This window comes from Neotamlana nanhaiensis (genome assembly GCF_000943555.1).
GTDB classification, from domain to species: domain Bacteria; phylum Bacteroidota; class Bacteroidia; order Flavobacteriales; family Flavobacteriaceae; genus Neotamlana; species Neotamlana nanhaiensis.
This window is the reverse complement of sequence record NZ_JTDV01000005.1, coordinates 366,629-392,158: the sequence shown is the minus strand read 5'-3', so window position 1 is coordinate 392,158 and position 25,530 is coordinate 366,629. Positions and strand designations below refer to the sequence as shown.

Below are 25,530 nucleotides of genomic sequence, written 5' to 3'. Positions count from 1 at the left end.
AGTTTACTAGAGGTTTAAAATATAGTTGGCTGCTGCAAAAGCAGTGGTACGATGTTGCGCCATTAAAGTGAGTTGTTCTTGTAAGGCTGCTTTTATTTTGGGTGAATTAAAAAAATTGGCTTTTAATTGATTTTCGATGGTTTGCATGAGCCAATATTTGTCTTGCTCGTTGCGTTTTTCGTTAAAATATTGATTAGCTTTTGTGATTTCAAAGTAGTTTAAAATGGCTTCCCAAATTTCTTCGATTCCTTCGTTTTGTAAGGCGCTACAAGTAAGTACTTGTGGTTGCCACTGCGATACTTTTTGGGGTAGGTAGTGCAGTGCACGGTTAAATTCTACCTTTGCTAGTTTTGCAGGTTTAATATTGTTTCCGTCGGCTTTATTTATGGCAATGACATCAGCCATTTCAATAATACCGCGTTTTATTCCTTGTAATTCATCGCCAGCACCTGCTAATTTTAAAAGTAAAAAGAAATCCACCATACAGGCAACAGTGGTTTCGCTTTGGCCAACGCCTACGGTTTCAATTATAATAACATCAAAACCTGCGGCCTCGCATAAAATAATGGTTTCACGTGTTTTTTTTGCAACGCCACCAAGCATGTTACCCGATGCTGAAGGCCGAATAAAGGCATTCGGGTTTTTTGCCAAACTTTCCATACGAGTTTTATCGCCTAAAATGCTGCCTTTTGTAACAGTGCTACTTGGATCGACCGCCAATACAGCCACCTTTTTACCTTGTTTAGTAAGGTTGTTACCCAAAGTTTCAATAAAGGTACTTTTACCAACTCCAGGAACACCAGTAATGCCAATTCTAACCGATTTATTGGCATGCGGCAAGCAGCCATTTATAATGTAATTGGATTTATTTTGATGTTTTGGGTTGCTGCTTTCAATAAGCGTTATAGCTCTGCTTAAAGCCGAAATACTTTTGTTTAATATCGATTTTAATAGGGCATCGGCATCTATTTCAACCTTTCTTTTTTGTTTAATAGATTGAATAGACATACTATTTATTATGTTGGACGTTGAAACGTGTTTTGTTTCGTTTAAAGCCGATTTATTTTCTTTTGATGCCACAAATACAGTATTGTTTGTAGAAAGTTACAAATTTTTACAAAGCTATTAGCTAAGAATCTAAGTTGTAGAATTGAAAATGTAGAATCAATAAAAAATTAAAGTGAAGTTTAAAATGTTTTTATTAAATGCAGGAAAATTGGATGTTTTTGAGTTGTTTAAATATGCTTTTGATTAATTGAGAAGAAACAACAACGTTTTTGTTTAATTGCTGGTTAAGGATTTTAATTTGCTAATTTGAGGTTAAGAAATGGTGTTAACAATTCCGAGTGGATATGTTTAAGCCTGTCCTAAGCGTAGTCGTGGGTAGTTGAATCCGCCGTAATTGCGGTTATATATTGTTGTTAGCAGTAGTTTTTCACCCATTAAATTTTGATTTTATTTTGTTCCAGAATGAGCTTTTTTTAACATAAAGTTTATTAATCGATTCAGCTATTTTCTCTACTTGTCTTGTTTCGTGATTCCAGAAATGTAGTTCGTCAGTTAAATTTCCATTTCCATTGTGAATGAGAATAAGTTGATTACCAAATCCATCCGTTCCAATTGCAATTCCATTGTCAGGAAATCCATTCCATTCACGGGCATTTTTTGTTTCAAGTCCAATATGGTTACAAGTTCGATTTATTCTTTTTCGGTCAGTCTTATCAAAAAATGGATACAGTTCAAATTCAAACTTGTCCGAAATCAATAATTCTCCGCCATTTGATTTTATCATTCGGTTTTTAAGTTCAGATGGGAATTTCACATTCAATTCCAATTCCGTTTCTGTTATATATTTTTCTTCTAAAGGGAATGGCATTTTTTTAATCAGATATTAAAAATGAAACTATTAACATTGAATAACCAGTCCAATAAAATGATCGAAATCCTTTTATGATTATACTTTGTTTATCGGCTAACCAATTATTGTTTGGGTTCTTACGAACCACCTCTTTCACTAATTTGGTAACAGCATATTTATTCTAAACAAAAATGATTACTCCTACAAATAAAATGAATGTAATTTTTTCTAAAACTCCCATTTTCTCAAATTACACACAACTACAGGGTACTACAACTTCAAACAGATACAACTCACCAAATCTACTTCAAAGGCACCGAAATTTTAACATCATCCCAAGCCATGGTTAAAAACAAGTTGTCGGTAGAGTTATCGAAAGCAATGGTAAATTGTTCTACATCGTTGTTAAGTTTTTGCACAGGCACATCAATATTTAACACGTCGTAATTAGGATCCCACATCGGTTGCATTTGCGCGTTTACACCCCAAGAATATTGCTTTGAGTTAAAAATAACGGTCCAAACCGAATCGCGTGGAACCGTCCAAAGTGTATATTTACCTTCAGCTAATGGCATGCCTTTAACTTCAAGATTTTTGTTCGTTTCAAAAGTAGTAGCTTCGTTGGCTCCCGTACGCCAAACCTGATCAAAAGGCACTAAAGCGCCAAAAATATCTCTGTTTTTTTTGTATGGTCGGTTGTAAAAAACTTTTAATTTTAAATCGTTTAACTCGAATTTTACAGTGTCTTTTGGGCTTAAGCGTTGCGCAAAAATATTTTCAACAAATACAGAATACAATAATAAACCAAGGGCAACAATAGATAAAAAAACTAAAATTCGTTTTAAGGCTGTGTTCATGCAGAGCAATTTTTTAAGCTGTAAATATACTTTAAAAAGTAGTAAATATTGAAATACAAACGTGTATTTAACGAGCTTTGTTATAAATTTTTAAAAAATATTTAATTTTTTTGCAACACTACATTTTTTATGTCGTCTTTAAGATGAACTAATACCAAACCAAAAGAAAAAAGCATGTTTCAAGTAGACATTATTGAACAATGCAAACAAAACAATCGTAAAGCGCAAATGCAGTTATACAACCAGTACTGCGATGGGATGTATATTGTTGCTAAACGATTTTTAAAAGATGCTGCCGATGCAGAAGATGTAGTGCAAGAAGCCTTTATTAAGGCCTTTACTAAACTGCATCAATACAAAGCGGAGGTTACTTTTGGAGCTTGGTTAAAACGTATTGTCGTTAATAAAAGTATCGACTTTTTAAAATCTAAAAAACAACAACTTGTTGAGTTAGATGAGGTGCACCTAAAAGTAGTTGATACACCAAAAGACGACAAATGGTTGGTAGAAGATACAATAACATTAAGCGATGTAAAAGAAGCTATAAACGAATTGCCAAGTAAATATCAATATGTTGTGATGCTGTATTTAATTGAAGGATACGATCATCAAGAAATATCTGAAATTTTAAGCATTAGCGAAGTCGCTTCACGCACACAATTATCGAGAGGCAAAGCCAAATTACAAGACCTTTTAACACTTAAAAACAATGGCACAAGATATTAGAGAGTTATTTAAAAATGAGAAAGCAAGCCATGAAAAAATGCCTAACAAGCATCAAGAACGTTTTCTTGAAAAGTTAGATGCAGCTTTACCACAACAGAAGAAACGTAGTTTTAGTTGGATGCAAATTGCAGCCAGTATTGTGGTAATTTTAGGTTTAAGTTTTGGCGCTTTTAAGTTTTTGCAACCCAATAGTGGTATTGAAACACCAAATATTGAAGTGGCAGAAACAAAACCAGAATCCATTAAAACTTTAGGCGATTTTTCGCCAGGTTTAAAAAAGGTAGAAGATTACTATATGGCGAGTATAAATTTGGAGTTGAGTAAAATTAAATACACACCCGAAACCAAAGAAATGTTCGACGATTATTTAGAGCAACTTGAAGCGCTCGATAAAGAATATAAAAGACTTTCTGCCGATTTAACCGAAACAGGCTTAAACGAGCTAACGGTTAATGCGTTAATCGATAATTTAAAATTACGATTAAACTTATTGTATCGTTTAAGAACTCAATTACAAGAATTAAATCCGTCTGCATCAACAGACGTAAAACAATCTATTTAAATCAATCAAAAAATGAACAAATCCATTATAAAAACGTTACTTTTTTCACTTTGCTTTACCATTACGGCTAGTATTGTGGGGCAACAAAAGTTAACAAAAGTTTCTCAATCAATCAAAGTCGATAACGATGTTGTGGTAGACTTAAATACAAGTAATACTAATATTGTTATAGACACTTGGAACAAACGAACAGTAGAGATAGAAGCCTTTATTGAAGGCGAAAAAGTAAGTAAAGACGAGCTAGAATCTGTTTTAGATGCTTGGGGTGTCGATGTAAATGCTTCTAGTAAAAAGGTTGCCATTACCACGCGTGGCGGTAAAGGATCGCACGTAGTTTATATGCCTAAAAATAATGATGAAGGCGATATGGTAAACGCTTTATTACATGAGTTACAATTTGAATTGGCCGATTTACCTGAAATGCTTTTAAGTATGCCAGTAATTCCTGAAATTCCTCCAGTGCCGCCAATGCCTGTAATGCCAGAGTTACCTGAACTACCAGAAAATAGTGATGCTTTTGTGTTCGATTATGAAACCTATAAAAAGGAAGGTGATAAATATTTAGAAAAGTATAATAAACGCTTCGAGAAAGTGTATGGAGATGATTATGCCAAAAAAATGGAAGCTTGGGGCGAAAAATTTGGTAAAGAATGGGGCGAAAAGTATGGTAAAGAGATGGAAGAATGGGGTAAAGCTCTTGAAGAAAAATTAAAAAGTTCAGACTTTGAAAAGAATATGGAAGAATGGGGCGAGAAATTTGGAGAACAATTTGGGAAGCAAATGGAAGCTTGGGGCGAGCGTTTTGCGGCAAGAATGGAAGCAGAGGCATCACGATTGGAAGCTAGTAAATCTAGAGCAGAAGCCGCTAAAGTCAGAGCTGAAGCTAACAAGGCTAGATTAGAAGCTCAAAGAATTCGTGCCAAAGAGCGCGCAAAATTGGCAGAAAAGCGTCGTTTATTAATTGAAGAAACGGTTGAGCATAAAACCAACTCGAAGGTTAAAAAAACAATTATTATTAAAATACCTAAAGACGCTAAATTAAAGGTGAATGTAAAACATGGCGAAATACAATTTGCTTCAAACATCGATAATTTAGAAGCCGATTTAGCCTACACAAAATTAACAGCAAATAGCATTAATGGAACTCATACTTCCATTAATGCTTCATATTCGCCTGTAATTGTAAATAATTGGAATTTAGGTGAGCTTAATTTAAATTATACCGAAGAAGTGCATTTAAAAAATGTAAATAATTTGGTTTTAAATGCGGTATCATCGAATGTGAATATTGAAAATTTAACGGGCGTCGCTATGGTTGATGGTAACATTGGAAATTTAAATATTTTAAATATAGCCGATACATTTACCAACTTAAACATTATTATTCAAAATACCGATGCTATAATTGCACTACCAAAAGCGGCTTGTAATTTTCAGTTTAAAGGGACACGCTCTAAATTTTCACATCCCGAAAAAGTTACTAAAGAAAATACGTCTAGTTTTTCTAAAGGAAGTTTAGCCAGTGGCAAAAATATTATGATTAATGCCAAATATTGTAATGTAATTATGGAGTAAAATTACTTGTTCTATTCGTATTTACACAAGTACGACGAATCTTCTAGCGCATACACCTTAAACGCAATACCCGACGGAATTTCGCAAGTTTCGTTAATAGCAAATACTTTCTTCTCGCTATTTGGTAATTCTATTTCCCATTTTCCTGCTGTTAAAGTCATCCATTCTTTGGTTGAGGTATTAAACTCGTAAGTGCCTTTAGTTAAAACGCCAATAGTAAAATTACCTTGTGTGTTTTTTAAACCTAAAGATTTTACTTTTCCATCAAAATATTCGTTTACAGGTATCATTTTTTTATGTTTTTGTTTACTGATTTTATAATAGTTTCAATTGGTGTTTGGTAATCGAACCAAAGCGTGTTTTCGTTGCGTTTAAACCAAGTAAGCTGGCGTTTTGCAAAGCGTCTGGAGTTCTTTTTTATTTCAGATATGGCGAAATCGAGTTCCCAAGTACCGTCAAAATAATTAAAGAGTTCTTTATAGCCAACCGTATTTAGGGCGTTTAGGTGTTTAAACGGGATGAGGTTTTTAACTTCATCAAGCAACCCTTCGTTAACCATAATATCAACACGCTGATTGATGCGATTGTAAATGATGTCTCTGTCGGCAGTTAAGCCAACGGTTATGGTTTTAAAATTTCGGTTGTTTTTTTCTTTATTTAGGAATGATGAATAAGGCTTACTTGTGCCAATACAAATTTCTAATGCGCGAATAACGCGATGTGGATTATCAATGGCAATGGTGTTATATGAAACCTCGTCGTGTTGTTTTAATTGGTTTTGAAGATGTGTTAAACCCAAGGTTTCTAATTCTTGGTTTAATTTTTCTCGAATGCTTTTATCTACATCGGGAAAATAATCTAAGCCTTTTGTAACGGCATCAACGTATAAGCCAGAGCCGCCAACCATAATAGCGATGTCGTATTTTTTATAAAGTTCATTTAATCGCTCGATGGCATCTCTCTCAAAACTACCAACACTATAATCGTCGTTAATGGATTTATGGTGAATAAAATGATGCGGTGCTGCGGCCAATTCATTTGGTGTAGGTGCAGCAGTACCAATTTGCATGTCTTTAAAAAATTGGCGCGAATCGGCCGAAATTATTTCGGTGTTGAAGTGATTTGCCAATTTTATGCTTAATGCGGTTTTTCCAATGGCTGTTGGGCCAACGACTGCGATTAAATATTTTGGGTTTGAATTGATAGTTTTAAGTTTTTGGCAAAGTTAATTTGAAATAATGATTTTACAAATTACAAAGTTTACGTCATTACGAGGAGGCACGACGAAGTAAATCTTATTAATTTGAAATTAGGATTAAACAGATAGCTTCGTAACTCGCCGTGACACTACAATTCAACCTATGTTGAAGTAATTATACCTAAAATATGATTTGTACCCAATCTTCGCATTAGGGATAGCAGTGAAAAGCCCACAGCGACGTAGGAGCGAGGACTTGTAACGAATAGCCCGACCCTTGTGGTAATGCCCCAATATTAATGTAACGGATGCCCGCATTTGTGGCAGAACTTTGCGCCATCTTGATGCTTATCGGCTAAACAATTTGCGCAAGATTGTGAGTTTAAATGTGGAGTTTGTGGTTTATTGGTATTGGTTTGGCTGGTGTATTCGGCCGATACAATTCCTGTTGGTACGGCAATTATACCGTAACCTAAAATCATAACTAAGGAGGCTAAAAATTGTCCCAGTGGTGTTTGAGGTGCTATATCGCCAAACCCAACGGTAGTAAGCGTTACGATACACCAGTATACGCTGCGCGGAATGTTGGTAAAGCCATTTTCTTCGCCTTCAACTAAATACATTATGGTTCCTAAAATTATGGCTACAATTAACACGGCAAATAGAAATACCGATATTTTGGCTCTACTGGCTTTTATGGCGCGTACCAAATTGTTTGATGCGCCTAAATAGCGTGCCAATTTTAATATACGAAATACGCGAAGCAGTCGTAATGCACGTAAAGCTGCCAAAGCATGAATGCCACCAAAAAATAATGAGATGTATTTTGGAATGGTTGATAGTAAATCGATAATTCCATAAAAACTGGTAACGTATTTAATAGGCTTGTTTACGGTAATTATTCTGGCAATATATTCGATGGTGAATAATATGGTAATTACCCATTCTGAAATGTTTAAAAAGTTGTGATATTTATTATCGATACTTTTTACACTTTCTAACATAACCAACAGAATACTTGCCAGAATAACTATTAATAATACAACATCAAATAGTTTTCCGGCAGGAGTATCTGCTTCATAAATAATTTCATGAAGTCTTTTTTTCCATTGTTTTTGGTTTTCTCTCATTAATTCAAAAATAAGAAAAAGTAAATCTATTTGCTAGTAAGTACAATGACTGAATTTTTTTGGATATCGACCGCTTTACTCATAAATTCTTTTAGATATGGGTAATAGTCTGGGGGATAAATATCGGTTTTTAAACTAAGTTTAAAGGTTAAATTTATAACATTTCCAATTTGATTGACATCAAAATAAAGCTCTCCAGCGTTATTGGGTATGGCTAGCCGAACAGATTCAGGAAGTTGCTTTACGGTATGATTTTCGTTTAAGTTTAAAACGGTTGTGTATAAATAATTGTATTTAAAGCCCAAATCGACAGGGTATGAACGTTCTTGTAGTTTAAACGGGTTTTCTTTAAAAAACTTAATTACAAACGGATTTATATATAAGTTTCCTTCTATTTCGTCTTGCGTATATTCTAGGTCATAAGATTCTGAAAAGGAATTACTGGTTTTTTCGGTATGAACGGTATGGTTGCTAACTTCTATGAATGGTGAATAGTTGGTAAGCTCATCGATATAAGCATCATTATCAGAGAAATAATCATGTTTTGCAAAATATGCATTGTAACCTGTTAACTTGTTTTTTACGGTACCACTTACATTCTGGTTTTTGTTGAAACTTAAATTTACGTTGTACAATTTAGACGATCTTGTTGATGGAAAAACATCTATCCATGAACTACCGTTTTCAAAATCTAAAAGTCTGGCGTATTGGTTTAAACATCTAAAAGGTAATTCTCCAAAAGTTAAATAACTGTCGGTAGCATCGAGTAAATAATCTTTTCCGTTTATTGTTGTTTTTACAATTAAATAATTAAAATCGGTTAAAACAGGGAATACTTTTGTGGCAAAACCATTTTCTCTTGTTGATAATAAAACAGGATATGATGTTAAACCCGATTGTTTAAGAAAAATATTGAGCAAAATATTTATGGCTGTGGCGTTACTCGATTTTTCTTTAATTAAATCTTTTACCGATACATCTTTAAACATTGCGTATTCTTCATTCCATGTATAGTTGTCTTGAACAAATTTGTAAATAGCTTGTGCTCTTTTTAAATCATCGGGTTCGTTTATGATGTTTTGAGGTAAAATTTTTTCAACTTGAATTGATTTTTTAAGCTGCTTCCCTATGTTTTTATCGGTTTTAAGTTCTTTGTCAACATCTTTCCAGGTTTTGGTATAATTTATTTTTCTGCCAAAAGCAGATAAAGATTCAAGCTCGTATTCAATTCTTGAAAGGTAATTGTATTTGGTTGTCATGAAGTCTTCTTCAATAAAAGCCGGCATATCCTTCATAACATATTTTGAAATCCAACAGTTAGCAGACAGTCCTTTGCTTGCTCTACGACAATCTGTTTTTAGTGTGTCTTCATAAACCGCTAATTTTTTGTCTCCCATTAACTTTGTGTGATAACAGTAATTTGTAGGAATATTTGTGTTGTATTCACTATAAACTTTTGGTATATCACTTTGAAAATACCAAGGATGATATTTAAATTTAAATGGACTTTCAATTTTATAGCTATAAGAAATTACCGAACCTTCTTTGACGTTGGGTAATGTGAATTTGGTAAAACTATGATTATCGTCGTATTGCTCGGTAAAAATTTGATCTTTTTCAAGTTTTGTGATTATTACTTCACCGTTTTCTAGGTTATAGGTGTTTGCTACTATATCATAAACATATTCTAGCATAGAATTATCCTTTTTGAACAGATGAATAATAACATTGGCATGTTCAAAACCATTATTGTTTAATAATTTAATTTTAAATTTTTTTTCAGTAATTAGTTTATAATCATGTGGTTCTATGTAGCTCTTGCCATATTCGTAAAGCACAACGGCATTAGCAGTAGTGTCTTTTTCAAAAGAGCTCATTTTTAAATCTTTAAGAGAAACTCTAAAGCTTGGTTCAGTTTTAATTGATTGGGAAAATGTAAATAACGAGAAGATAAAAAACAGAGCGAAGTAATAACTTTTTTTCATGTGTTGTTTAGTATGAGCATTTATAATTTTCTTAATATACTTTAAATAGCATGCTTGTTATTTATTTTTCTAAAAAATTGAAGCAGTTATACCGCTCCGTATACTTTTATAATACCGATTAAAGTCAAAAGAGCGGTTTATTATATTACTATTAATTAGTACTTATGAAATTTTATGTATTTTTTTCTAAGTTTTTCATTTCCTTCATTACAATTAAAAATAAGAAAAAGTAAATCTATTTGCTAGTAAGCACAATGATTGAATTTTTTTGAATATCCACCGCTTTACTCATAAATTCCTTAAGGTATGGGTAATAATAAGCAGGATAAATTTCGCTGTTTAAACTAAGTTTAAAGGTTAAACTTAAAACGTTACCTAATTGTGTTACATTAAAATTAATCTCGCCAGTATTATTTGGTAAACCTAATCGAACTGATTCGGGGAGTTCCTTTACGGTATGGTTATCGTTAATGTTTAAAGTGGTTGTGTATAAATAGTTGCGTTTAAATCCTAAATCGATAGGGTAGGAACGCTCTTGTAATTTAAAAGGGTTTTCTTTAAAAAACTTTATTACAAACGGATTAATATAAATGTTTTCTCCGGTTTCGTCTTGTATGTATTCTATATCGTACGACTCGGAAAACATTTTACTGTCTTGTTCTGTGCTAACACTATGGTTACTAATCTCTATAAAAGGGGAGTTGTTTGTAAGTTCTTCCACATAGGCTTCGTCGTTGGGGAAATAATCTTGTTTTGCAAAATACGCATTGTAACCCGTTAGCCTGTTTTTTACGGTGCCAGTTAGATTTTGGTTTTCATCGAAACTTAAAGACACAGTGTACATTTTAGAAGATCTTGATGCTGGTTGAATATCTATCCAAGAACTTTCGCTTTCAAAATCTAGAAGACGTGCGTATTGGTTTAAACATCTAAAAGGGAGTTCTCCAAAGGTTAAATAACCATCGGTAGCATCGAGAAGATAATCTTTTCCGTCAATAGAGATTTTTGCAATTAAATAATTAAAATCGGTTAATACAGGGAAAATTTTTGTTGCAAAACCATTTCCTCTAGTAGAAAGTAAAACAGGATATGAGGTTATACCCGATTCTTCAAGCAAGATATTAAGCAAAATATTTATGGCCGTGGCGTTACTCGATTTTTCTTTAATTAAATCTTTTACCGATACATCTTTAAACATTGCGAATTCTTCATTCCATGTATAATTGTCTTGAACAAATTTGTAAATAGCCTGTGCCCTTTTTAAAGCATCTGGCTCATTTATGATGTTTTGAGGTAAAATTTCTTCAATTTTAACAGATTTTCTAAGTTGTTTACCAATGTTTTTATCGGTTCTAAGTTCTTTGTCAACATCTTTCCAACTTTTGGTAAAGTCTTGTTTTGTGCCATCAAAACCCGAGAAGGTTTCAAGTTCGTATTCAATTCTTGAGAGGTAATTGTATTTTGTGGTCATGTAGCTTTCTTCAATAAAAGCGGGCATATCTTTCATAGCATATCGAGATACAAAACAACTAGCTACACCGCCGTTACCACCTCTAAGACAATCTTTTTCTAATTTATTTTCGTTGATAGCAAGTTTTTTACCTCCAATTAATTTAATATGGTAGCGGTAGTTTGCAGGAATACTTGTATTATATTCGCTATACACTTTTGGAATGTCGCTTTGAAAATACCAAGGATGATATTTAAATTTAAACGGACTTTCAATTTTGTAGCTATACGAAATAACGGAGCCTTCTTTTATATTAGGAAGTGTGAATTTTTTAATTGTATGATTATCATCGTATTTTTCAGTGAAAATCTGATTTTTTTTAAGTTTTGTAGTCACTACCTCTCCGTTTTCTAAATTATAGGTGGTGGCCACAATATCATCAACAAATTCTAGCATAAAATTATCTTTTTTATACAAATGAATATTTACGCTGGCATGTTTAAATCCGTCTTTATTTAATAGTTTAATTTTAAACTTTTTTTCGGTAATTAACTTATAATGATGAGGTTCTATGTAGCTTTTTCCGTATTCGTAAAGCACAACAGCATTAGCCGTGGTGTCTTTTTCGAAGGAATTCATTTTTAAGTCTTTAAGCGAAACTCTAAAGCTGGGTTCCACCTCAATAGCTTGAGAAAATGATAAAATAGAGTAGGTTAAAAACAGAGCGAAGATGTAACTTTTTTTCATGTAGTTTTTATTGTGATGATTTTTAGTCTTTTATTTTTTCTGAGATAACTTTGAATAATATGCTGTGTATCTCGGTTGTTTTGCATTGGAGTTATAATAGATTCTAAAACCTCAATAGTATTAATTTGATAGTTTAAATTGAAGAAGCCTAAACCTTTAAAAACGCCATTTTCTATTAAAATAGCACTGCGTTCATCCACATCGCGACCTTTATCGATAATAACCATGTTTTTGTTGGCATAACTGTTTTTATCAATTAATGCTAAAACACGTTTGTTATAATCTTCGGGTGTTTCTTTCTCAATACACGCGCCATTACAGGCCTTTATTTCGTAATTAAAACAGCTGGTTTTGGTATTGTACAATCCACTTAGTTTTTGGCAAAGGGTATAATCTTCAACTGCTTTAGTAATAAAACTTTTTCCACTTTGGCGATTGCTAAAGGTTGTAATTGGTTTTTTTCGGCCATCGGCAGCATCAATCTTTAAATTAATATAGCCTTTATCATCTTTAAAACTATATAAGGCATGCGTGAAAATATTACGTCTTAGCGCGCGATTGTAAATGGGTTTAACTCGCTTAATTTCTTCACTTTCTTTTAGAAGAGCTACTAATTCGCTACCCGTAGCTTCGTAAGTTACCGCATAAACTTTAGCTTGGATTTTTTTTGATTTCGGATTTGTGCCCGTAAAATGCTGATTTATGCGCTTTTTTATGTTGTTACTTTTTCCAATATAAATGATATCGCCATCACTATTATGAATATAGTAAACACCAGTAATCGAAGGTAGCTCGCTTAAAATATCTAAATGTCGAGGCTCCAATTGGTGCTTCGGATTTTGCCTGATGGATTCTTGTATTATCTTTTTTTCTGAATCTTTACTCAGCAATAATTTAAACAATTTTACCGTAGCTAGAGCATCGCCAGAAGCGCGATGTCTGTCGGTTACAGGAATACCAAGCGAACGTACCAATTTACCTAAACTATACGAAGGTTGATCGGGAATTAAATATTTCGACAGTTCTACCGTGCACAACGATTTGCGTTCGTAATCGAAGCCTAAGCGACGAAATTCGGTTTGTAAAATTCGGTAATCGAATTTGGCATTATGAGCCACAAGAATACAATCGTTTGTAATTTCAACAATGCGTTTAGCTACTTCGTAAAATTTAGGTGCGTTGCGAAGCATGTTACTGTTTATGCCCGTTAAATTAACCACAAAAGGTTGAATTTCGCGCTCTGGATTTACAAGACTAATAAATTGATCTACCACCTCATGACCATCATATTTATAAATGGCAATCTCGGTAATACCTTCTTCGTTGTATTTACCGCCCGTGGTTTCTATGTCGACTATTGCGTAGATTTGTTAAAAGTTAAAAGTTAATACTGGTTGTTGGCTATCGTCTATAAATAATTGCGATGACCAAATATACTACTTCCTACACGAATCATGGTACTCCCGCAATGTATTGCTAATTGGTAGTCGCCACTCATGCCCATGCTAACAATTTTGAATTCTGAATGCTGACTTTTTAATGTATCAAAAATTGATTTTAGACGCGTAAATTCGTTTTTAATTTGTTGTTCATCATCGGTAAATGTAGCCATTCCCATAACGCCAACAATATTTATATTTTTTAATTCTGAAAAGTCTTCCGATTGTAAAATCTCTGAAGCTTCAGCGGCTGTCATTCCAAATTTGCTATCTTCTTCAGCAATTTTTATTTGAAGTAAGCAGTCAATGATGCGGTTGTGTTTTAAGGCTTGTTTGTTAATTTCAGCGAGTAATTTAAAATTATCTACCCCATGAATCAGGCTCACAAATTGTGCCATATATTTTACCTTGTTGCGTTGCACGTGACCAATCATGTGCCATTCAATATCTTTAGGTAACTCCTCATATTTCTCTGCCATTTCTTGGATTTTATTTTCACCAAAAATGCGTTGTCCGGCATTGTAGGCTTCCATAATATCACTTACAGGTTTGGTTTTAGAAACGGCTACCAAAGTAACGTGTTCGGGTAAAGTTGATTTTATATTGTTTAAATTTTCTTTTACAGACATGTGTTGAGCTATTTTTTAGCTGAATTGTTTCGATACGGTTTCGGCTTTTTTACTTGTAGTATAATCGTAAAAACCTTCACCAGATTTTACACCAAGTTTTCCTGCGCGAACCATGTTTACTAATAACGGACAAGGCGCGTACTTAGGGTTTTTAAAGCCGTCGTACAGTACGTTTAAAATGGATAAGCAAACATCGAGACCTATAAAATCTGCCAATTGTAGTGGTCCCATGGGGTGTGCCATACCTAATTTCATAACCGTGTCAATTTCTTGCACACCGGCAACGCCATTATAAAGTGTTTCCATGGCTTCGTTAAGCATTGGCATTAAAATACGGTTGGCCACAAAACCTGGGTAATCGTTAACTTCTACAGGTGTTTTTCTTAAAGTTTTCGATAGTTGCATAATGGTTTCGCATACCAAATCACTGGTGTTATACCCGCGAATTACTTCAACCAATTGCATAATAGGAACCGGATTCATAAAATGCATACCAATAACTTTATCAGCTCTTTTTGTCGCTGCAGCTATCTGGGTAATGGAAATAGATGAAGTGTTTGTCGCTAAAATGATTTCAGGAGGGCAAACGGCGTCTAGTTGTTTAAAAATGCTAAGTTTTAAATCGAGGTTTTCTGTAGCAGCTTCAACCACTAAATCGGTTTGTTTAACACCAGCTTTTAAGTTTGTGAAACTAGAAATATTAGCTAAAGTATTTGTTTTATCTGCTTCCGAGATTTTTTCTTTAGCCAATAGCCTATCCAAATTTTTAGAAATTGTAGCTAAACCGTTTTGTAAAGCAGTTTCATTTACATCGATTAGGTTAACTTGAAATCCGCATTGCGCAAAAGTATGAGCAATACCATTGCCCATGGTGCCCGCGCCAATTACAGCAATGTTTTTCATGTTAGAAATTATTAATTATTTGGTTGGCAACACGTAAAGCCTCAGTACCATCGTGTAGTGTAACCACTGGCGTGGTATCGTTATTTATGGCATCAGCAAAGGTTTCAAGCTCGTCTAAAATGGCGTTGTTGTCTGCTATTTCAGGGTTATCGAAATAAATTTGTTTTTTAACGCCTTCAGCATTTTGTAAAATCATATCAAAATCACCTGGTTTTTCTGGTGCATCCTTCATTTTAACCACTTCACATTTTTTAGTTAAAAAATCGACAGAGATGTAAGCATCTTTTTGAAAAAATCGAGCTTTACGCATTTTCTTTAGTGAAATTCTGCTCGCCGTTAGGTTAGCAACACAGCCATTTTCGAATTCTAAACGCGCATTGGCAATATCTGGTGTGTCGCTAATTACTGCAACACCACTCGCCGAAACATGCTTCACTTTCGATTTTACTATGCTTAAAATAATATCGATATCGTGAATCATTAAATCTAAAACCACAGGTACATCGGTTCCTCTAGGATTAAATTCTGCAAGTCGATGCGTTTCAATAAACATAGGAGCTTTTATATCGTCTTTTACAGCTAAAAATGCAGGGTTAAAACGCTCTACGTGACCTACTTGTCCGCGTAATTTGTGTTCTGCAAGAAGTTCGCGAATATGTTCGGCTTCTTCAACCGTATTGGTAATAGGTTTTTCAATAAAAATATGTTTACCTTTTGCGATGGCTTGTTTAGCGCAGTCGTAATGCGAAAGGGTTGGGGTTACAATATCCACAACATCAACAGCATCAATTAGTGCGTCAATAGTTGGGAAAAATTTGTACCCAAATTCGGCTTCTACTTTTTTTCCGTTTTCCTCGTCGGCGTCATAAAAACCAACAAGATTGTATTTATTTGATTGATTTAATAGCCTTAAATGAATTTTTCCTAGGTGGCCAGCACCAAGTACTCCAGCGTTTAGCATAATTTTTTACGTTTTAAACAAAAATAACATAATTAAAGGTTGAATTTAGGGATTTAAATTGACTTTTTAGCTGAAGCTTTGCTAAAAATAAAATCTTTGTAAATAGTTTTTAGCTTTAAAATGTTTATTTAATTTTAGCCAACTAAACCCACCCAAAAATTGAAAGATACTTTTAAACACCAAGGCTTACGCCAACAGCTTGTTAATGTGTTAAAAAACAAAGGTATTACCAACGAAAAAGTGCTACAAGCTATTGGTAAAATACCACGCCATTTGTTCATGGATTCTAGTTTTTTAGACCACGCTTACCAAGATAAAGCGTTTCCTATTGCTGCCGACCAAACCATTTCGCAACCTTACACTGTAGCTTTTCAAAGTGAATTGTTGCAAATTGAACCTGGGCACAAAGTGTTAGAAATAGGTACGGGTAGTGGTTACCAAACTGCCGTATTGTGTTTGCTTGGGGCTCGTGTTTTTAGTATTGAACGCCAACAAGAATTGTTTAAAAAAACAAGCAGGTTTTTACCAAAATTAGGTTATCGTGCTAAAAAGCTCATTTTTGGCGATGGCTATAAAGGTTTACCGGAAGAAGCTCCATTTGATAGTATTATTGTTACTGCAGGAGCGCCGTTTGTACCAAAACCATTATTGGGGCAACTTAAAATAGGCGGCAGACTTGTAATTCCTGTAGGGGATGAGGTTCAAATAATGACGCTTTTTATTAGAAAAGGTCAAAAGGAATTCGAGCAACATGAGTTTGGTGAATTTAGGTTTGTCCCGCTGTTAGAGGATAAGAATTAGGTTTGATAGTTGATAGTTGATAGTTGTTAGTTGTGATGTCATGCTGAGCGCAGTCGAAGCATCTTTAGAGCTATAGATTCTTCAGTGTGCCTCCTTCTGAATGACAGTGTTGTTTTTTTTGACGGGAGACGGATGACAGCAGACGGAACTATTAAAAAAAATAGTGCTTAAACATAGCGCCTTTGCGCCTTCGCGAGAAACTTTTTTGTCATACATAGTGCAGTCGAAGCATCTTTTGTTATGGAAGATTCTTCAGTCGTACCTTCTTTTGAATGATAGTTGTGGTTTTTTGACGGTAGACAGATAACAGCAGACAGAACCATCAAAAAAAAGTGTTTAAACTTAGCGCCTTTGCTCCTTAGCGAGAAACTTTTTTGTCACGCTGAGCGCAGTCGAAGTATCTTTTATCCACTCCAAAATCCCAGTTTCAAAACCATCAATACTTTTGGTATTTTTTTCTTCCCAATAGGCTTCAATGCGTTCTTTTCCTTGTTTTTGAGACCAAGAATTTAGCTGTCCGCGTTCTTCCTTGAAATCCATAAACGGAATGGAATAGCCACACGAGGTTTGTACTAAATCAACATTTAAAACCACGATTTGTCGGGAACCTACATTCGCTTCAAATAGGCCAATGTGTTTTTTAAATTCATCATCGCGCTCGTGATATATTTTTGCATGACCATAAAGTCTTAAGATAAGCGGTTTGCCTTCAAAAGCACAAAACATAATGGTCATTCTATTATTTTGTAACAAATGGGCAGCCGTTTCGTTGCCACTTCCAGTAAGGTTAAGCCATACCACTTCATTTGGTGATAACACACGAAGTGTATCGTGACCTTTAGGTGAAACGTTTACACGGCCTTCGGCGGCAGCTGTACCAACAAAAAATATTTTTTGAGCTTCTATAAACTCCTTAATTTCTGGTGTTATTTCTTGAAACTGTTTGCCCATTTGTTATTAGTTTTTTAATTAAAATTCTGGATTTACGATAGGTAAAGTTAAGCTTGTGCCATCTAAATCTATGGTTAATTCCGTTCCAGGTTTTGGGTGCAAGGTGAAATCTTTATCGCTAGAGAAAATCATTAATCCTATTTGTTGTCCCGCTTCAATAATTTGATCATCCGGTTGTAAATCAAAAGTTACCTCGTAAAATTTACCCGGTTTAAGTGGTTTACTTTCTGTTAAAGATTTGTAGTTCTGCGGATCTGCCCAACCTCTTGTAATAATATTATCGGTTATTTTCGACCTACGGCCATCATTCCACGGAAGTGAAACTAACCACACCGATAAATTTGCAGCAGGTTTGCTACTGGCTACTTTTACTGTAAAAGATGGTACGCCCGAAATATGAACTGCCTTGGTTAATTTTGGAGTTACATAAATTAAACGATGCTCTGTAATCTCCGCTTTAGCTAAAGCCTCACCGTTAAATGAGTAATTGTCAATTAATGTTTCTGAGCCCTGTTTAGCAGGTGTTTTAGTTACTAGACCACCTGTATTTGGAGCACCTTTTGTTAAATGAAATGTAACAGGTTTAGCATCTGGGTTTGGATAATCTTTGTAAGCGGTTGGATCTTCCATTTTATCGCTTTCGCGGACTATAAATGCTTTGTTTGTTTCGTTTTCAATATCATTATCAACATCGAATAAATAATGTGTAAACCATTTGTTCATCATGCTTAATGGTGGCGGACCGCCATGACCAAACTGATGGTAATAAATAGCTGTTTCTAAGCCCATTTCTTTGGCTTTTTTATAAATACGATAGCTGTGTTCTGGCATGACATTCCAATCGTTAAAACCATGCGACATTAATAACGCCGCTTTCATATCATCCATCTGGTTTAAATAATCGCGACCTGCCCAGAAATCGTTGTAATCGCCAGTAATTCTGTCCATACCATTTTTCATTTCGGTATCTCTAACACGAGCGTTATTGCTGGCACGTTTTGATTCGTCGCCACTGTGGATAAAATCGTATAATACATCAATATCTTCACCTAAATAACCTCCAGGAGAACGTACTAATCCGTTAGAACGGTAATAGTGGTAATATGATGTGTTTGGAGCCACAGGAATAATTACTTCAAGACCTTTTACTCCCGTTGTAGCTGCAGCAAGTGGTAATGTACCATTATATGAAGTTCCCGTCATACCTACTTTTCCAGTAGTCCAGTACGCTTTTACTTCTTCGCCACCAACGGCTTCGGTGTAACCTTTGGCACGACCGTTTAGCCAATCGATAACTGCTTTTGGAGCTAACGATTCGTTTTTACCACCAACAGTTGGAGAACCTTGAGATAAACCAGTGCCTGGAGATGACGAGTGTACCACAATATAACCACGAGGTACCCAAGTTTTAATTTGCGAATTAGAAATTATTGGGCGTTCGCCAATTCTTGTTACAGGAGCGTGTACGCGCTCTTCGGCCATTTCACCTAATTCTATATTTACGTTCCAAAAGCCGCCTTCAACATCGGGAGCAACACCCGCATAATAAGGACTAGATTCATAAATAACAGGAAGTTTTAAACCATCGGTTTCGGTTTGGTAAGGGCGTGTTACATCAACATGAACACGGTCTAGATTGCCATCTTTGTCAGAATCGAAAGTGGTTTCAACAAATAAATCGTGACGAATCCATTTTGAAGGCTCGCTAAAAGCTTCAACCACTTGGGCTTCGCCATCAACGAAATAAGGTTGTGATTTTGTGGTTTGTTGTGCAAGCAATATGCTTGTACTTAGTAATAAAATAAAAAAAGTTAATTTTTGCATGTTTGGAAAATCGTATGTTTATCGTAAATATTTACTCGGAATTTGGTATTTAGCCGATTCTTGACTCCATTGTATATTGGTAATCCACCAGCGTTCATCATCATTAAATAATTGAATGCTATTAATCCCCCTCATAAACGGCTTTTCATCACTTAAACTTTCATAACATTCGTAGGTACTAAAAACTTGAGCAATATGTCCAAAAACATGAACTTCTCGGTGTATTTCACGTTCAATAAAACCGTTTCGAACCATCCAATCACCAGAAGATTTTATATAGTCTGAAGGCGACATATAGCGCACCGTTAATTTATCATCTTTATCTTTTAACGTAGGTATTAATTTAGCGTCCGGTTTAAACAAAAATTTAAAAAGTTTCCAATCGCGTTCTTGATCTTTTTCTCCTGAAATTACACGGTAAAGCGTTTGTATGGTAGATTCAACCGTGGTTACTTTTTCTGGATAAGTTAATGAGATGTCTTCGGGTTCTTCTTGTGCAAAACTAGTGGTGCTAAAAATGCCTAAAAAAAGTATAAATAGTAGCTTTTTCATAATTAAAAATGAAGATGATTTAAGTGTACAAAGTACAGTTTTGGCCTAAATTGAAGCGTTAAGGTTTTCTTAAAAAATTAACACTTTGTTGACTGTACTCACAGATTTTATGCCAAAAATGGAATTTACTTGTAAATCTTTTTAATTCGGTCGAGATTACGTTTGTTGTCGCGATCTTTTATAGTGTCGCGCTTATCGTAAAGCTTTTTACCTTTGGCAAGTGCAATTTCTATTTTGGCTAAGCCTTTTTCGTTAATAAATAAACGCAGCGGTACAATGGTTAAACCTGTATTTTGTACTTCTTTATTAAGCTTTTTTAGTTCACGTTTATTTAAAAGTAGTTTACGTTCGGCTTTGGGTTTGTGGTTGTAGTAGGTGCCGTATAAATATTCTTCAATAGTCATATTTATAACAAAAAGTTCCCCACGGTCGTTAAACTCGCAAAAACTTTCGGCAATGGAGGCTTTTCCGCTTCTAATTGATTTTATTTCGGTTCCAGTTAAAACAATTCCAGCGGTATATTTATCTAAAATCTCGTAGTTAAAACGAGCTTTACGATTTAGTATGTTAATTTTCTTTTGCATAAAGTACAAAACTACATAAATTTATGATTTGTATATACTTTTGGTATTGAGTTAATTTTATTTACATCTCAAGTTTTAAATTGTTATGAAATATTCGGTAGTTTTTATTGTTATTGGTTTAGTTTTTAGTTCATGCACAAGTGTTAAAAAATACAATGATCAAATAGCTCAATTTCATACTGTTGAAGCTTTAAAATTGGATGTAGATAAATTGTATAATCAACTAAAAAAGCATCATCCTAATTTATATCAATATACATCAAAAGAGGTTTTAGATTTTAAATTCGATAGTTTAAAAAGCACCATTACGAAACCATTAAATACCAATGCATTTTATAAAAAAATAGCTCCAGTTTTAGCTCAAGTAAAGCAAGGTCATGTTGGTTTGGGATATACGGTTAGGCGATTTACAAAAAAGGAACGCAAAGCTTTAAAAAAGCAAAAGTTAGATTTTTATGATTTAGAATTTGAGTTTTTAGATGATAGACTTTGGGTGAAAAATAACTTCGGAAAAGATTCTACTTTAATTGGAACAGAAGTAATTAAAATTGAAGACGATTCGGTTTTAAAACTTATAGAGAATTATAAAACTTTATTTGCGTCTGATGGTTTTAACACGACGCTCTATAATCGTTTTGTGGCAAAAGGGTTTCCTGTGTATTACACACGCGATAAAGGTTTTTTAGATAGTTTATCGGTAACCTTTAAGCAGCATGATTCTGTATTTGTAAAGCAATTTAAACGAATTAAAAAAGATAAAGATGAAGATGAAGAAATTGCGACAGCCGATAGCCTTTCGGCAAAAAATGAAAAACCTAAAAAATTAAGTAAAGCCGAGAAACAAAAACAGCGCTTAGCTAAAAAGCGAACTAAAAAGTACAATAAAAAGCACGGTTTTATAGCCAAACGTAAGCAATACACTCGAAATTTCAATTTTATTGGTAAAGACACTAGCGTTGCTTACATGAAAATAAGAAGTTTTACCAACGGCAATTATAAAAAGTTTTATAACGAGGTGTTTACTAAATTAGATTCTGCAAAAACAAAAAACTTAGTGATTGATTTACGCGATAATGGTGGTGGACGCATTGCTGAAATAGATTATTTATACGGATTTTTAACCAAAACCAATTATCAATTTTTAAACCCAAGTGAAGTAAATAGCAGAATACCGTTTTTAAAATCGTTTATGACGAATGCAACGCCCAACTCAGCAAAACTAATTGGTGGTATTTTATCGCCTTTTGTAGTGCTTCATAATGTGTTTAAAATTAAAAAAGAAAATGGAAAATTATACTACAACTTTAACAAGCAAACAAAAATAAAACCTCCAAAGCTATTGCACTTTAAGGGCGAAATTTATGTACTTATAAATGGCAATTCTTTTTCTGCGTCCTCATTACTTTCTACACATTTAAAGGCTACAAAGCGAGCGATGTTTGTTGGCGAAGAAACGGGAGGTGCTTATAATGGCTGTGTGGCAGGTATTTATAAAATTTATAGTTTGCCAACAAGTAAAGTAAGGGTGCGCATGGGGATGATGCAAATAGAGGCGCCACAAAAGCAAAATCCAGATGGTTATGGTGTAAAACCCGATGTTGAAGTTTTACCCACCGTTGAAGACTTTCAAGAAAATTGCGATCCGGAATTAGAATGGGTTTTAAATCATATAAATAGCTCGAAAAAACCTTAGTTTTAGCTTCATTTTTTCATTGTCTAAAAACAAAACATTTGTACTTTTGTATATAGTCCCACGACAGTGGGATTTTTTTAAATAGAAAATTAAATTATTTATGAATTCATATGATGTAGCCGTAATAGGCTCTGGACCTGGAGGGTATGTTGCAGCCATTCGTTGTGCACAATTGGGTATGAAAACTGCCTTAATAGAAAAATATTCAACGCTTGGTGGTACTTGTTTAAACGTTGGTTGTATACCAAGTAAAGCGCTTTTAGATTCGTCACACCATTACGAAGATGCGGTAAAGCATTTTGAGGAGCATGGTATTGAATTACCTGGCGATGTAAAAGTTAATTTAGAAAAAATGATAGCGCGCAAACAAGCTGTTGTAGATCAAACAACAGGTGGTATCTATTTTTTAATGAAGAAGAACAACATTGATGTTTACCAAGGTTTAGGAAGCTTTAAAGACGCTACACATATTACAATTGCAGGTGAAGAAACCACCGAAATTGAAGCTAAAAATACCATTATTGCTACAGGTAGTAAGCCATCAACTTTACCTTTTATTGAAATAGATAAAGAACGTGTAATTACATCAACCGAAGCTTTAAAATTAAAAGAAATACCAAAACATTTAATCGTTATTGGTGGTGGTGTTATTGGTTTAGAGCTTGGTCAGGTTTACAAACGTTTAGGAGCAGAGGTTTCTGTGGTTGAGTACGCCGATAGAATTGTACCAACAATGGATGCAGGTGTTTCAAAAGAATTAAATAAAGTTTTAAAGAAACAAAAATTCAAAATTAACGCTTCTCACAAAGTAAAATCTGTGGAGCGTGTAGGCAATGAGGTTATTGTGAAAGCCGATAATAAGAAAGGTGAAGAGGTTGAATTTAAAGGGGATTACTGTTTAGTATCTGTTGGTCGTCGTCCGTATACCGATGGTTTAAACGCTGAAGCTGCTGGTGTTAAAATTGATGAAAGAGGTAGAGTAGAAGTAAACGATCATTTACAAACTTCGGCAAGTAATATTTATGCGATTGGAGATGTTGTAAAAGGCGCCATGTTAGCTCATAAAGCTGAAGAAGAAGGTGTTTTTGTAGCTGAAACGTTAGCTGGACAAAAGCCACACATCGATTATAATTTAATTCCAGGTGTGGTTTACACATGGCCAGAAGTGGCTGCTGTTGGTAAAACAGAAGAACAATTAAAAGAAGCTGGAGTAGCTTACAAAGCAGGATCTTTCCCAATGCGTGCTTTAGGAAGAGCTAGAGCTAGTATGGATATTGATGGGTTTGTAAAAGTTTTAGCTGATAAAACTACCGATGAAATTTTAGGTGTACACATGGTTGGCGCACGTGCTGCCGATATGATTGCTGAAGCTGTTGTAGCGATGGAATACCGTGCTAGTGCCGAAGATATTTCGCGTATGAGTCATGCACACCCAACATTTACCGAAGCTATCAAAGAAGCGGCCTTAGCTGCGACTGATGATAGAGCGTTGCATGCGTAAGTCATATTAGTCATTGCGTTTGTCGCACTGAGCGCAGTCGGAGTGTCTTGTTGTGATTTCGAAAACCCATAAACATAAAAGCAAACCATATTGGTTTGCTTTTTTTGTTGTTAAAAACTCATAACAACTTTGTTGTAAAAGATTACTTTTTAGATTTATTTTTAGAAAAGATAAAGAAAGTAAATTTTATAAATTACATCTTAAACGGATGAGTAAAGCCTTAAAATTAAGTTGACAAAGATAACTAAAGGAGATATTAATAGATTAGGAGATAAAATCAGAAATGAATATGGTAATATCTCAGACGGTACAATCCAAGAATTAGAAAATTATAGGACTTCTCATAAAGACTCATTGGCCAAAATTTTCAGAGAATTATGCCGAATAAAATACAAGGTTGGAAGAAATACTATTGTAACTTATCGAATAAAAAGATTTGAATCCATTATTACTAAACTTCATAGATTTCCAAAAATGGAGTTAGCAAGAATGTGGGATATTGGAGGATGCAGATGTATAGTCAATAGTGATAGTGAAGTTTATAAGTTGAAAGATGAAATAAGTAAAATTTTAAACATAAAAAAAACAAATGATTGGATTGAAAAACCACAAAATGATGGTTATAAAAGTTTACATTTATATGTATCTCTCCCAAATGATGATAAGACTTTAGAAATTCAAATAAGAAATCAAAATGATCATAATTGGGCAACTTTAGTCGAAATTTCTGATTTGCTTTTTGATTCAGGGTTGAAGGAATATGGAAGAAATGAAGAATTATTTACATTTCATAAACTTTTGTCAAAGAGAAGAAATTTAAATTTAAAGGAGAAAAAAATTATTGCTAAGATTAGTAAAAAATATAAATATATTGATAAACTTTCTGAAGTTTTTGTTAGAAATCATTTGCGAGTAAGAGAGCAATGGCTATATATTGAAACAAAAGCGAGATACAAATATTTTTTAATTGAGGCTTCTAAAGTAGAAGTGCCTAAAATTGCTGCATATGATAATTTTGAAGATGCTGAAAGGGACTATTTTAATAGATTTAAGAATAATCAGAAAGCAAATATTGTTCTTACTCATCTCCCAAAGCCAAATTATAATCAAATAAGTATTGCATATTCTAATTATATCTTAACCTATCACAGTTTTGAAGATGAAAGTTCTTTGATATTTGAGTCATTAATTATAGAATCATTGAAGAATGGTAAATATTTAGATTTTTTCTCATTTTTTGATTACTATCAAAATATAGTCATTAGTAGAATCAATAACTCTGTTAAAGAATTAATTTATTCTAAAAGTTTAACAGAAAATAAATCTCGCCATTTAAAGAAGGAAATGACAAAGAAAGAAAGAGAATGGCAAGGAGATATTAGTAAAGAGTTACGATATCACAGTAATAAAATTAATTCCTTCCAAGAAATATTTCGAGAATATTTACCAAAGAAAGGGCTTAATAGATTTGTTGTTAAGAGAATGGTGAAGTATGTTTTTTGGAAACAAAAAAGGAGGATGAAAAAGCTAAATGCGATTTAAGATATACAAAAATGTTTTCTTTACTTTTTTATAATTGTCATGGCTTCAAAACTTCAATTTAA

Annotated in this window: 23 protein-coding genes; 7 read left to right on the top strand and 16 right to left on the bottom strand. The window is 33.9% G+C overall.

Annotated elements, in window-relative coordinates:
• Positions 1–6: 6 nt before the first annotated feature.
• The 3 genes from meaB to PK35_RS09200 form a co-directional block, all read right to left on the bottom strand.
• A complete protein-coding gene (gene meaB / locus PK35_RS09210) occupies positions 7–1,080 on the bottom strand; it encodes a methylmalonyl Co-A mutase-associated GTPase MeaB (protein WP_044626405.1) in 1,074 nt (357 codons plus the stop codon).
• A gap of 355 nt (positions 1,081–1,435) precedes the next feature.
• Positions 1,436–1,876, bottom strand: coding sequence for an SMI1/KNR4 family protein (locus PK35_RS09205; protein WP_044626404.1), 441 nt, complete (start codon positions 1,874–1,876; stop codon positions 1,436–1,438).
• Positions 1,877–2,160: 284 nt separating this feature from the next.
• Positions 2,161–2,715 carry a DUF2911 domain-containing protein gene (locus PK35_RS09200; RefSeq protein ID WP_044626403.1) on the bottom strand — a complete coding sequence of 185 codons (555 nt, stop codon included), beginning with the start codon at positions 2,713–2,715 and terminating at the stop codon, positions 2,161–2,163.
• A 174-nt stretch (positions 2,716–2,889) separates the two neighbouring features.
• Here PK35_RS09200 and PK35_RS09195 point away from each other — a divergent pair, with 174 nt between their 5' ends.
• From PK35_RS09195 to PK35_RS09185, 3 genes are read left to right on the top strand one after another with little or no spacing between them, the layout of a single operon-like run.
• Complete coding sequence (locus tag PK35_RS09195; RefSeq protein WP_044626402.1) at positions 2,890–3,441, top strand: RNA polymerase sigma factor; 552 nt, start codon at positions 2,890–2,892, stop codon at positions 3,439–3,441.
• Positions 3,425–4,003, top strand: a complete 579-nt coding sequence (locus PK35_RS09190; RefSeq protein WP_044626401.1) for a hypothetical protein — start codon at positions 3,425–3,427, stop codon at positions 4,001–4,003. The genes PK35_RS09195 and PK35_RS09190 overlap by 17 nt, the downstream gene beginning before the upstream one ends.
• A gap of 12 nt (positions 4,004–4,015) precedes the next feature.
• Positions 4,016–5,578 (top strand): DUF4097 family beta strand repeat-containing protein, encoded by a 1,563-nt coding sequence (locus PK35_RS09185; protein ID WP_044626400.1) that lies wholly within the window; start codon positions 4,016–4,018, stop codon positions 5,576–5,578.
• A gap of 11 nt (positions 5,579–5,589) precedes the next feature.
• Here PK35_RS09185 and PK35_RS09180 read toward each other — a convergent pair whose 3' ends face one another.
• The 9 genes from PK35_RS09180 to PK35_RS09140 all read right to left on the bottom strand — a co-directional run bounded on the left by PK35_RS09180 (position 5,590) and on the right by PK35_RS09140 (position 16,020).
• A complete protein-coding gene (locus PK35_RS09180; protein ID WP_044626399.1) occupies positions 5,590–5,868 on the bottom strand; it encodes a pyrimidine/purine nucleoside phosphorylase in 279 nt (92 codons plus the stop codon).
• On the bottom strand, positions 5,865–6,782 hold the full coding sequence (gene miaA, locus PK35_RS09175) for a tRNA (adenosine(37)-N6)-dimethylallyltransferase MiaA (RefSeq protein ID WP_044626398.1): 918 nt from the start codon (positions 6,780–6,782) through the stop codon (positions 5,865–5,867). Before miaA ends, PK35_RS09180 begins: the two co-directional genes overlap by 4 nt.
• Positions 6,783–7,072: 290 nt before the next feature.
• On the bottom strand, positions 7,073–7,906 hold the full coding sequence (locus PK35_RS09170) for an ion transporter (RefSeq protein ID WP_044626397.1): 834 nt from the start codon (positions 7,904–7,906) through the stop codon (positions 7,073–7,075).
• Between the two features lie 26 nt (positions 7,907–7,932).
• Positions 7,933–9,783 carry a DUF3857 domain-containing protein gene (locus tag PK35_RS09165; protein WP_044626396.1) on the bottom strand — a complete coding sequence of 617 codons (1,851 nt, stop codon included), beginning with the start codon at positions 9,781–9,783 and terminating at the stop codon, positions 7,933–7,935.
• A 343-nt stretch (positions 9,784–10,126) separates the two neighbouring features.
• Positions 10,127–12,088 (bottom strand): DUF3857 domain-containing protein, encoded by a 1,962-nt coding sequence (locus tag PK35_RS09160; RefSeq protein ID WP_082048560.1) that lies wholly within the window; start codon positions 12,086–12,088, stop codon positions 10,127–10,129.
• Complete coding sequence (locus PK35_RS09155) at positions 12,085–13,455, bottom strand: exonuclease domain-containing protein (protein WP_044626394.1); 1,371 nt, start codon at positions 13,453–13,455, stop codon at positions 12,085–12,087. The genes PK35_RS09160 and PK35_RS09155 overlap by 4 nt, the downstream gene beginning before the upstream one ends.
• A 41-nt stretch (positions 13,456–13,496) precedes the next feature.
• Complete coding sequence (locus PK35_RS09150) at positions 13,497–14,156, bottom strand: YggS family pyridoxal phosphate-dependent enzyme (RefSeq protein WP_044626393.1); 660 nt, start codon at positions 14,154–14,156, stop codon at positions 13,497–13,499.
• A 15-nt stretch (positions 14,157–14,171) separates the two neighbouring features.
• Positions 14,172–15,059 (bottom strand): 3-hydroxybutyryl-CoA dehydrogenase, encoded by an 888-nt coding sequence (locus PK35_RS09145; RefSeq protein WP_044626392.1) that lies wholly within the window; start codon positions 15,057–15,059, stop codon positions 14,172–14,174.
• A gap of 1 nt (position 15,060) precedes the next feature.
• Positions 15,061–16,020 carry a Gfo/Idh/MocA family protein gene (locus PK35_RS09140; protein ID WP_044626391.1) on the bottom strand — a complete coding sequence of 320 codons (960 nt, stop codon included), beginning with the start codon at positions 16,018–16,020 and terminating at the stop codon, positions 15,061–15,063.
• Positions 16,021–16,179: 159 nt separating this feature from the next.
• Between PK35_RS09140 and PK35_RS09135 the strand changes: the two genes are divergently transcribed.
• On the top strand, positions 16,180–16,821 hold the full coding sequence (locus PK35_RS09135) for a protein-L-isoaspartate(D-aspartate) O-methyltransferase (RefSeq protein ID WP_044626390.1): 642 nt from the start codon (positions 16,180–16,182) through the stop codon (positions 16,819–16,821).
• 342 nt (positions 16,822–17,163) lie between these two features.
• On the opposite strand, the gene PK35_RS09130 is transcribed toward PK35_RS09135, so the two are convergent.
• From PK35_RS09130 to smpB, 4 genes are all read right to left on the bottom strand, one after another.
• Positions 17,164–17,772 (bottom strand): pyridoxamine 5'-phosphate oxidase family protein, encoded by a 609-nt coding sequence (locus PK35_RS09130; RefSeq protein ID WP_044626389.1) that lies wholly within the window; start codon positions 17,770–17,772, stop codon positions 17,164–17,166.
• Between the two features lie 18 nt (positions 17,773–17,790).
• A complete protein-coding gene (locus tag PK35_RS09125; protein ID WP_044626388.1) occupies positions 17,791–19,596 on the bottom strand; it encodes a Xaa-Pro dipeptidyl-peptidase in 1,806 nt (601 codons plus the stop codon).
• An 18-nt stretch (positions 19,597–19,614) separates the two neighbouring features.
• Positions 19,615–20,148, bottom strand: a complete 534-nt coding sequence (locus tag PK35_RS09120) for a hypothetical protein (RefSeq protein ID WP_044626387.1) — start codon at positions 20,146–20,148, stop codon at positions 19,615–19,617.
• A gap of 125 nt (positions 20,149–20,273) precedes the next feature.
• A complete protein-coding gene (gene smpB / locus PK35_RS09115; protein ID WP_044626386.1) occupies positions 20,274–20,732 on the bottom strand; it encodes an SsrA-binding protein SmpB in 459 nt (152 codons plus the stop codon).
• Between the two features lie 85 nt (positions 20,733–20,817).
• Here smpB and PK35_RS09110 point away from each other — a divergent pair, with 85 nt between their 5' ends.
• The 3 genes from PK35_RS09110 (at position 20,818) to PK35_RS17165 (ending at position 25,468) form a co-directional block, all read left to right on the top strand.
• On the top strand, positions 20,818–22,425 hold the full coding sequence (locus PK35_RS09110; protein ID WP_044626385.1) for a S41 family peptidase: 1,608 nt from the start codon (positions 20,818–20,820) through the stop codon (positions 22,423–22,425).
• Between the two features lie 100 nt (positions 22,426–22,525).
• On the top strand, positions 22,526–23,926 hold the full coding sequence (lpdA, locus tag PK35_RS09105) for a dihydrolipoyl dehydrogenase (protein WP_044626384.1): 1,401 nt from the start codon (positions 22,526–22,528) through the stop codon (positions 23,924–23,926).
• A gap of 231 nt (positions 23,927–24,157) precedes the next feature.
• Positions 24,158–25,468: a RelA/SpoT domain-containing protein gene (locus tag PK35_RS17165; RefSeq protein WP_052825950.1), complete on the top strand. Its 1,311-nt coding sequence runs from the start codon at positions 24,158–24,160 to the stop codon at positions 25,466–25,468.
• Positions 25,469–25,530 lie beyond the last annotated feature (62 nt).

What these genes read in the sequence shown, in the direction of transcription:
- PK35_RS09205 (WP_044626404.1), bottom strand. Translation starts at nt 1,876, where the DNA reads ATGCCATTCCCTTTAGAAGAAAAATATATAACAGAAACGGAATTGGAA.
- PK35_RS09200 (WP_044626403.1), bottom strand. Translation starts at nt 2,715, where the DNA reads ATGAACACAGCCTTAAAACGAATTTTAGTTTTTTTATCTATTGTTGCC.
- PK35_RS09195 (WP_044626402.1), top strand. Translation starts at nt 2,890, where the DNA reads ATGTTTCAAGTAGACATTATTGAACAATGCAAACAAAACAATCGTAAA.
- PK35_RS09190 (WP_044626401.1), top strand. Translation starts at nt 3,425, where the DNA reads ATGGCACAAGATATTAGAGAGTTATTTAAAAATGAGAAAGCAAGCCAT.
- PK35_RS09185 (WP_044626400.1), top strand. Translation starts at nt 4,016, where the DNA reads ATGAACAAATCCATTATAAAAACGTTACTTTTTTCACTTTGCTTTACC.
- PK35_RS09180 (WP_044626399.1), bottom strand. Translation starts at nt 5,868, where the DNA reads ATGATACCTGTAAACGAATATTTTGATGGAAAAGTAAAATCTTTAGGT.
- PK35_RS09170 (WP_044626397.1), bottom strand. Translation starts at nt 7,906, where the DNA reads ATGAGAGAAAACCAAAAACAATGGAAAAAAAGACTTCATGAAATTATT.
- PK35_RS09165 (WP_044626396.1), bottom strand. Translation starts at nt 9,783, where the DNA reads ATGAGCTCTTTTGAAAAAGACACTACTGCTAATGCCGTTGTGCTTTAC.
- PK35_RS09160 (WP_082048560.1), bottom strand. Translation starts at nt 12,088, where the DNA reads ATGAAAAAAAGTTACATCTTCGCTCTGTTTTTAACCTACTCTATTTTA.
- PK35_RS09150 (WP_044626393.1), bottom strand. Translation starts at nt 14,156, where the DNA reads ATGTCTGTAAAAGAAAATTTAAACAATATAAAATCAACTTTACCCGAA.
- PK35_RS09145 (WP_044626392.1), bottom strand. Translation starts at nt 15,059, where the DNA reads ATGAAAAACATTGCTGTAATTGGCGCGGGCACCATGGGCAATGGTATT.
- PK35_RS09140 (WP_044626391.1), bottom strand. Translation starts at nt 16,020, where the DNA reads ATGCTAAACGCTGGAGTACTTGGTGCTGGCCACCTAGGAAAAATTCAT.
- PK35_RS09130 (WP_044626389.1), bottom strand. Translation starts at nt 17,772, where the DNA reads ATGGGCAAACAGTTTCAAGAAATAACACCAGAAATTAAGGAGTTTATA.
- PK35_RS09125 (WP_044626388.1), bottom strand. Translation starts at nt 19,596, where the DNA reads ATGCAAAAATTAACTTTTTTTATTTTATTACTAAGTACAAGCATATTG.
- PK35_RS09120 (WP_044626387.1), bottom strand. Translation starts at nt 20,148, where the DNA reads ATGAAAAAGCTACTATTTATACTTTTTTTAGGCATTTTTAGCACCACT.
- smpB (WP_044626386.1), bottom strand. Translation starts at nt 20,732, where the DNA reads ATGCAAAAGAAAATTAACATACTAAATCGTAAAGCTCGTTTTAACTAC.
- PK35_RS09110 (WP_044626385.1), top strand. Translation starts at nt 20,818, where the DNA reads ATGAAATATTCGGTAGTTTTTATTGTTATTGGTTTAGTTTTTAGTTCA.
- lpdA (WP_044626384.1), top strand. Translation starts at nt 22,526, where the DNA reads ATGAATTCATATGATGTAGCCGTAATAGGCTCTGGACCTGGAGGGTAT.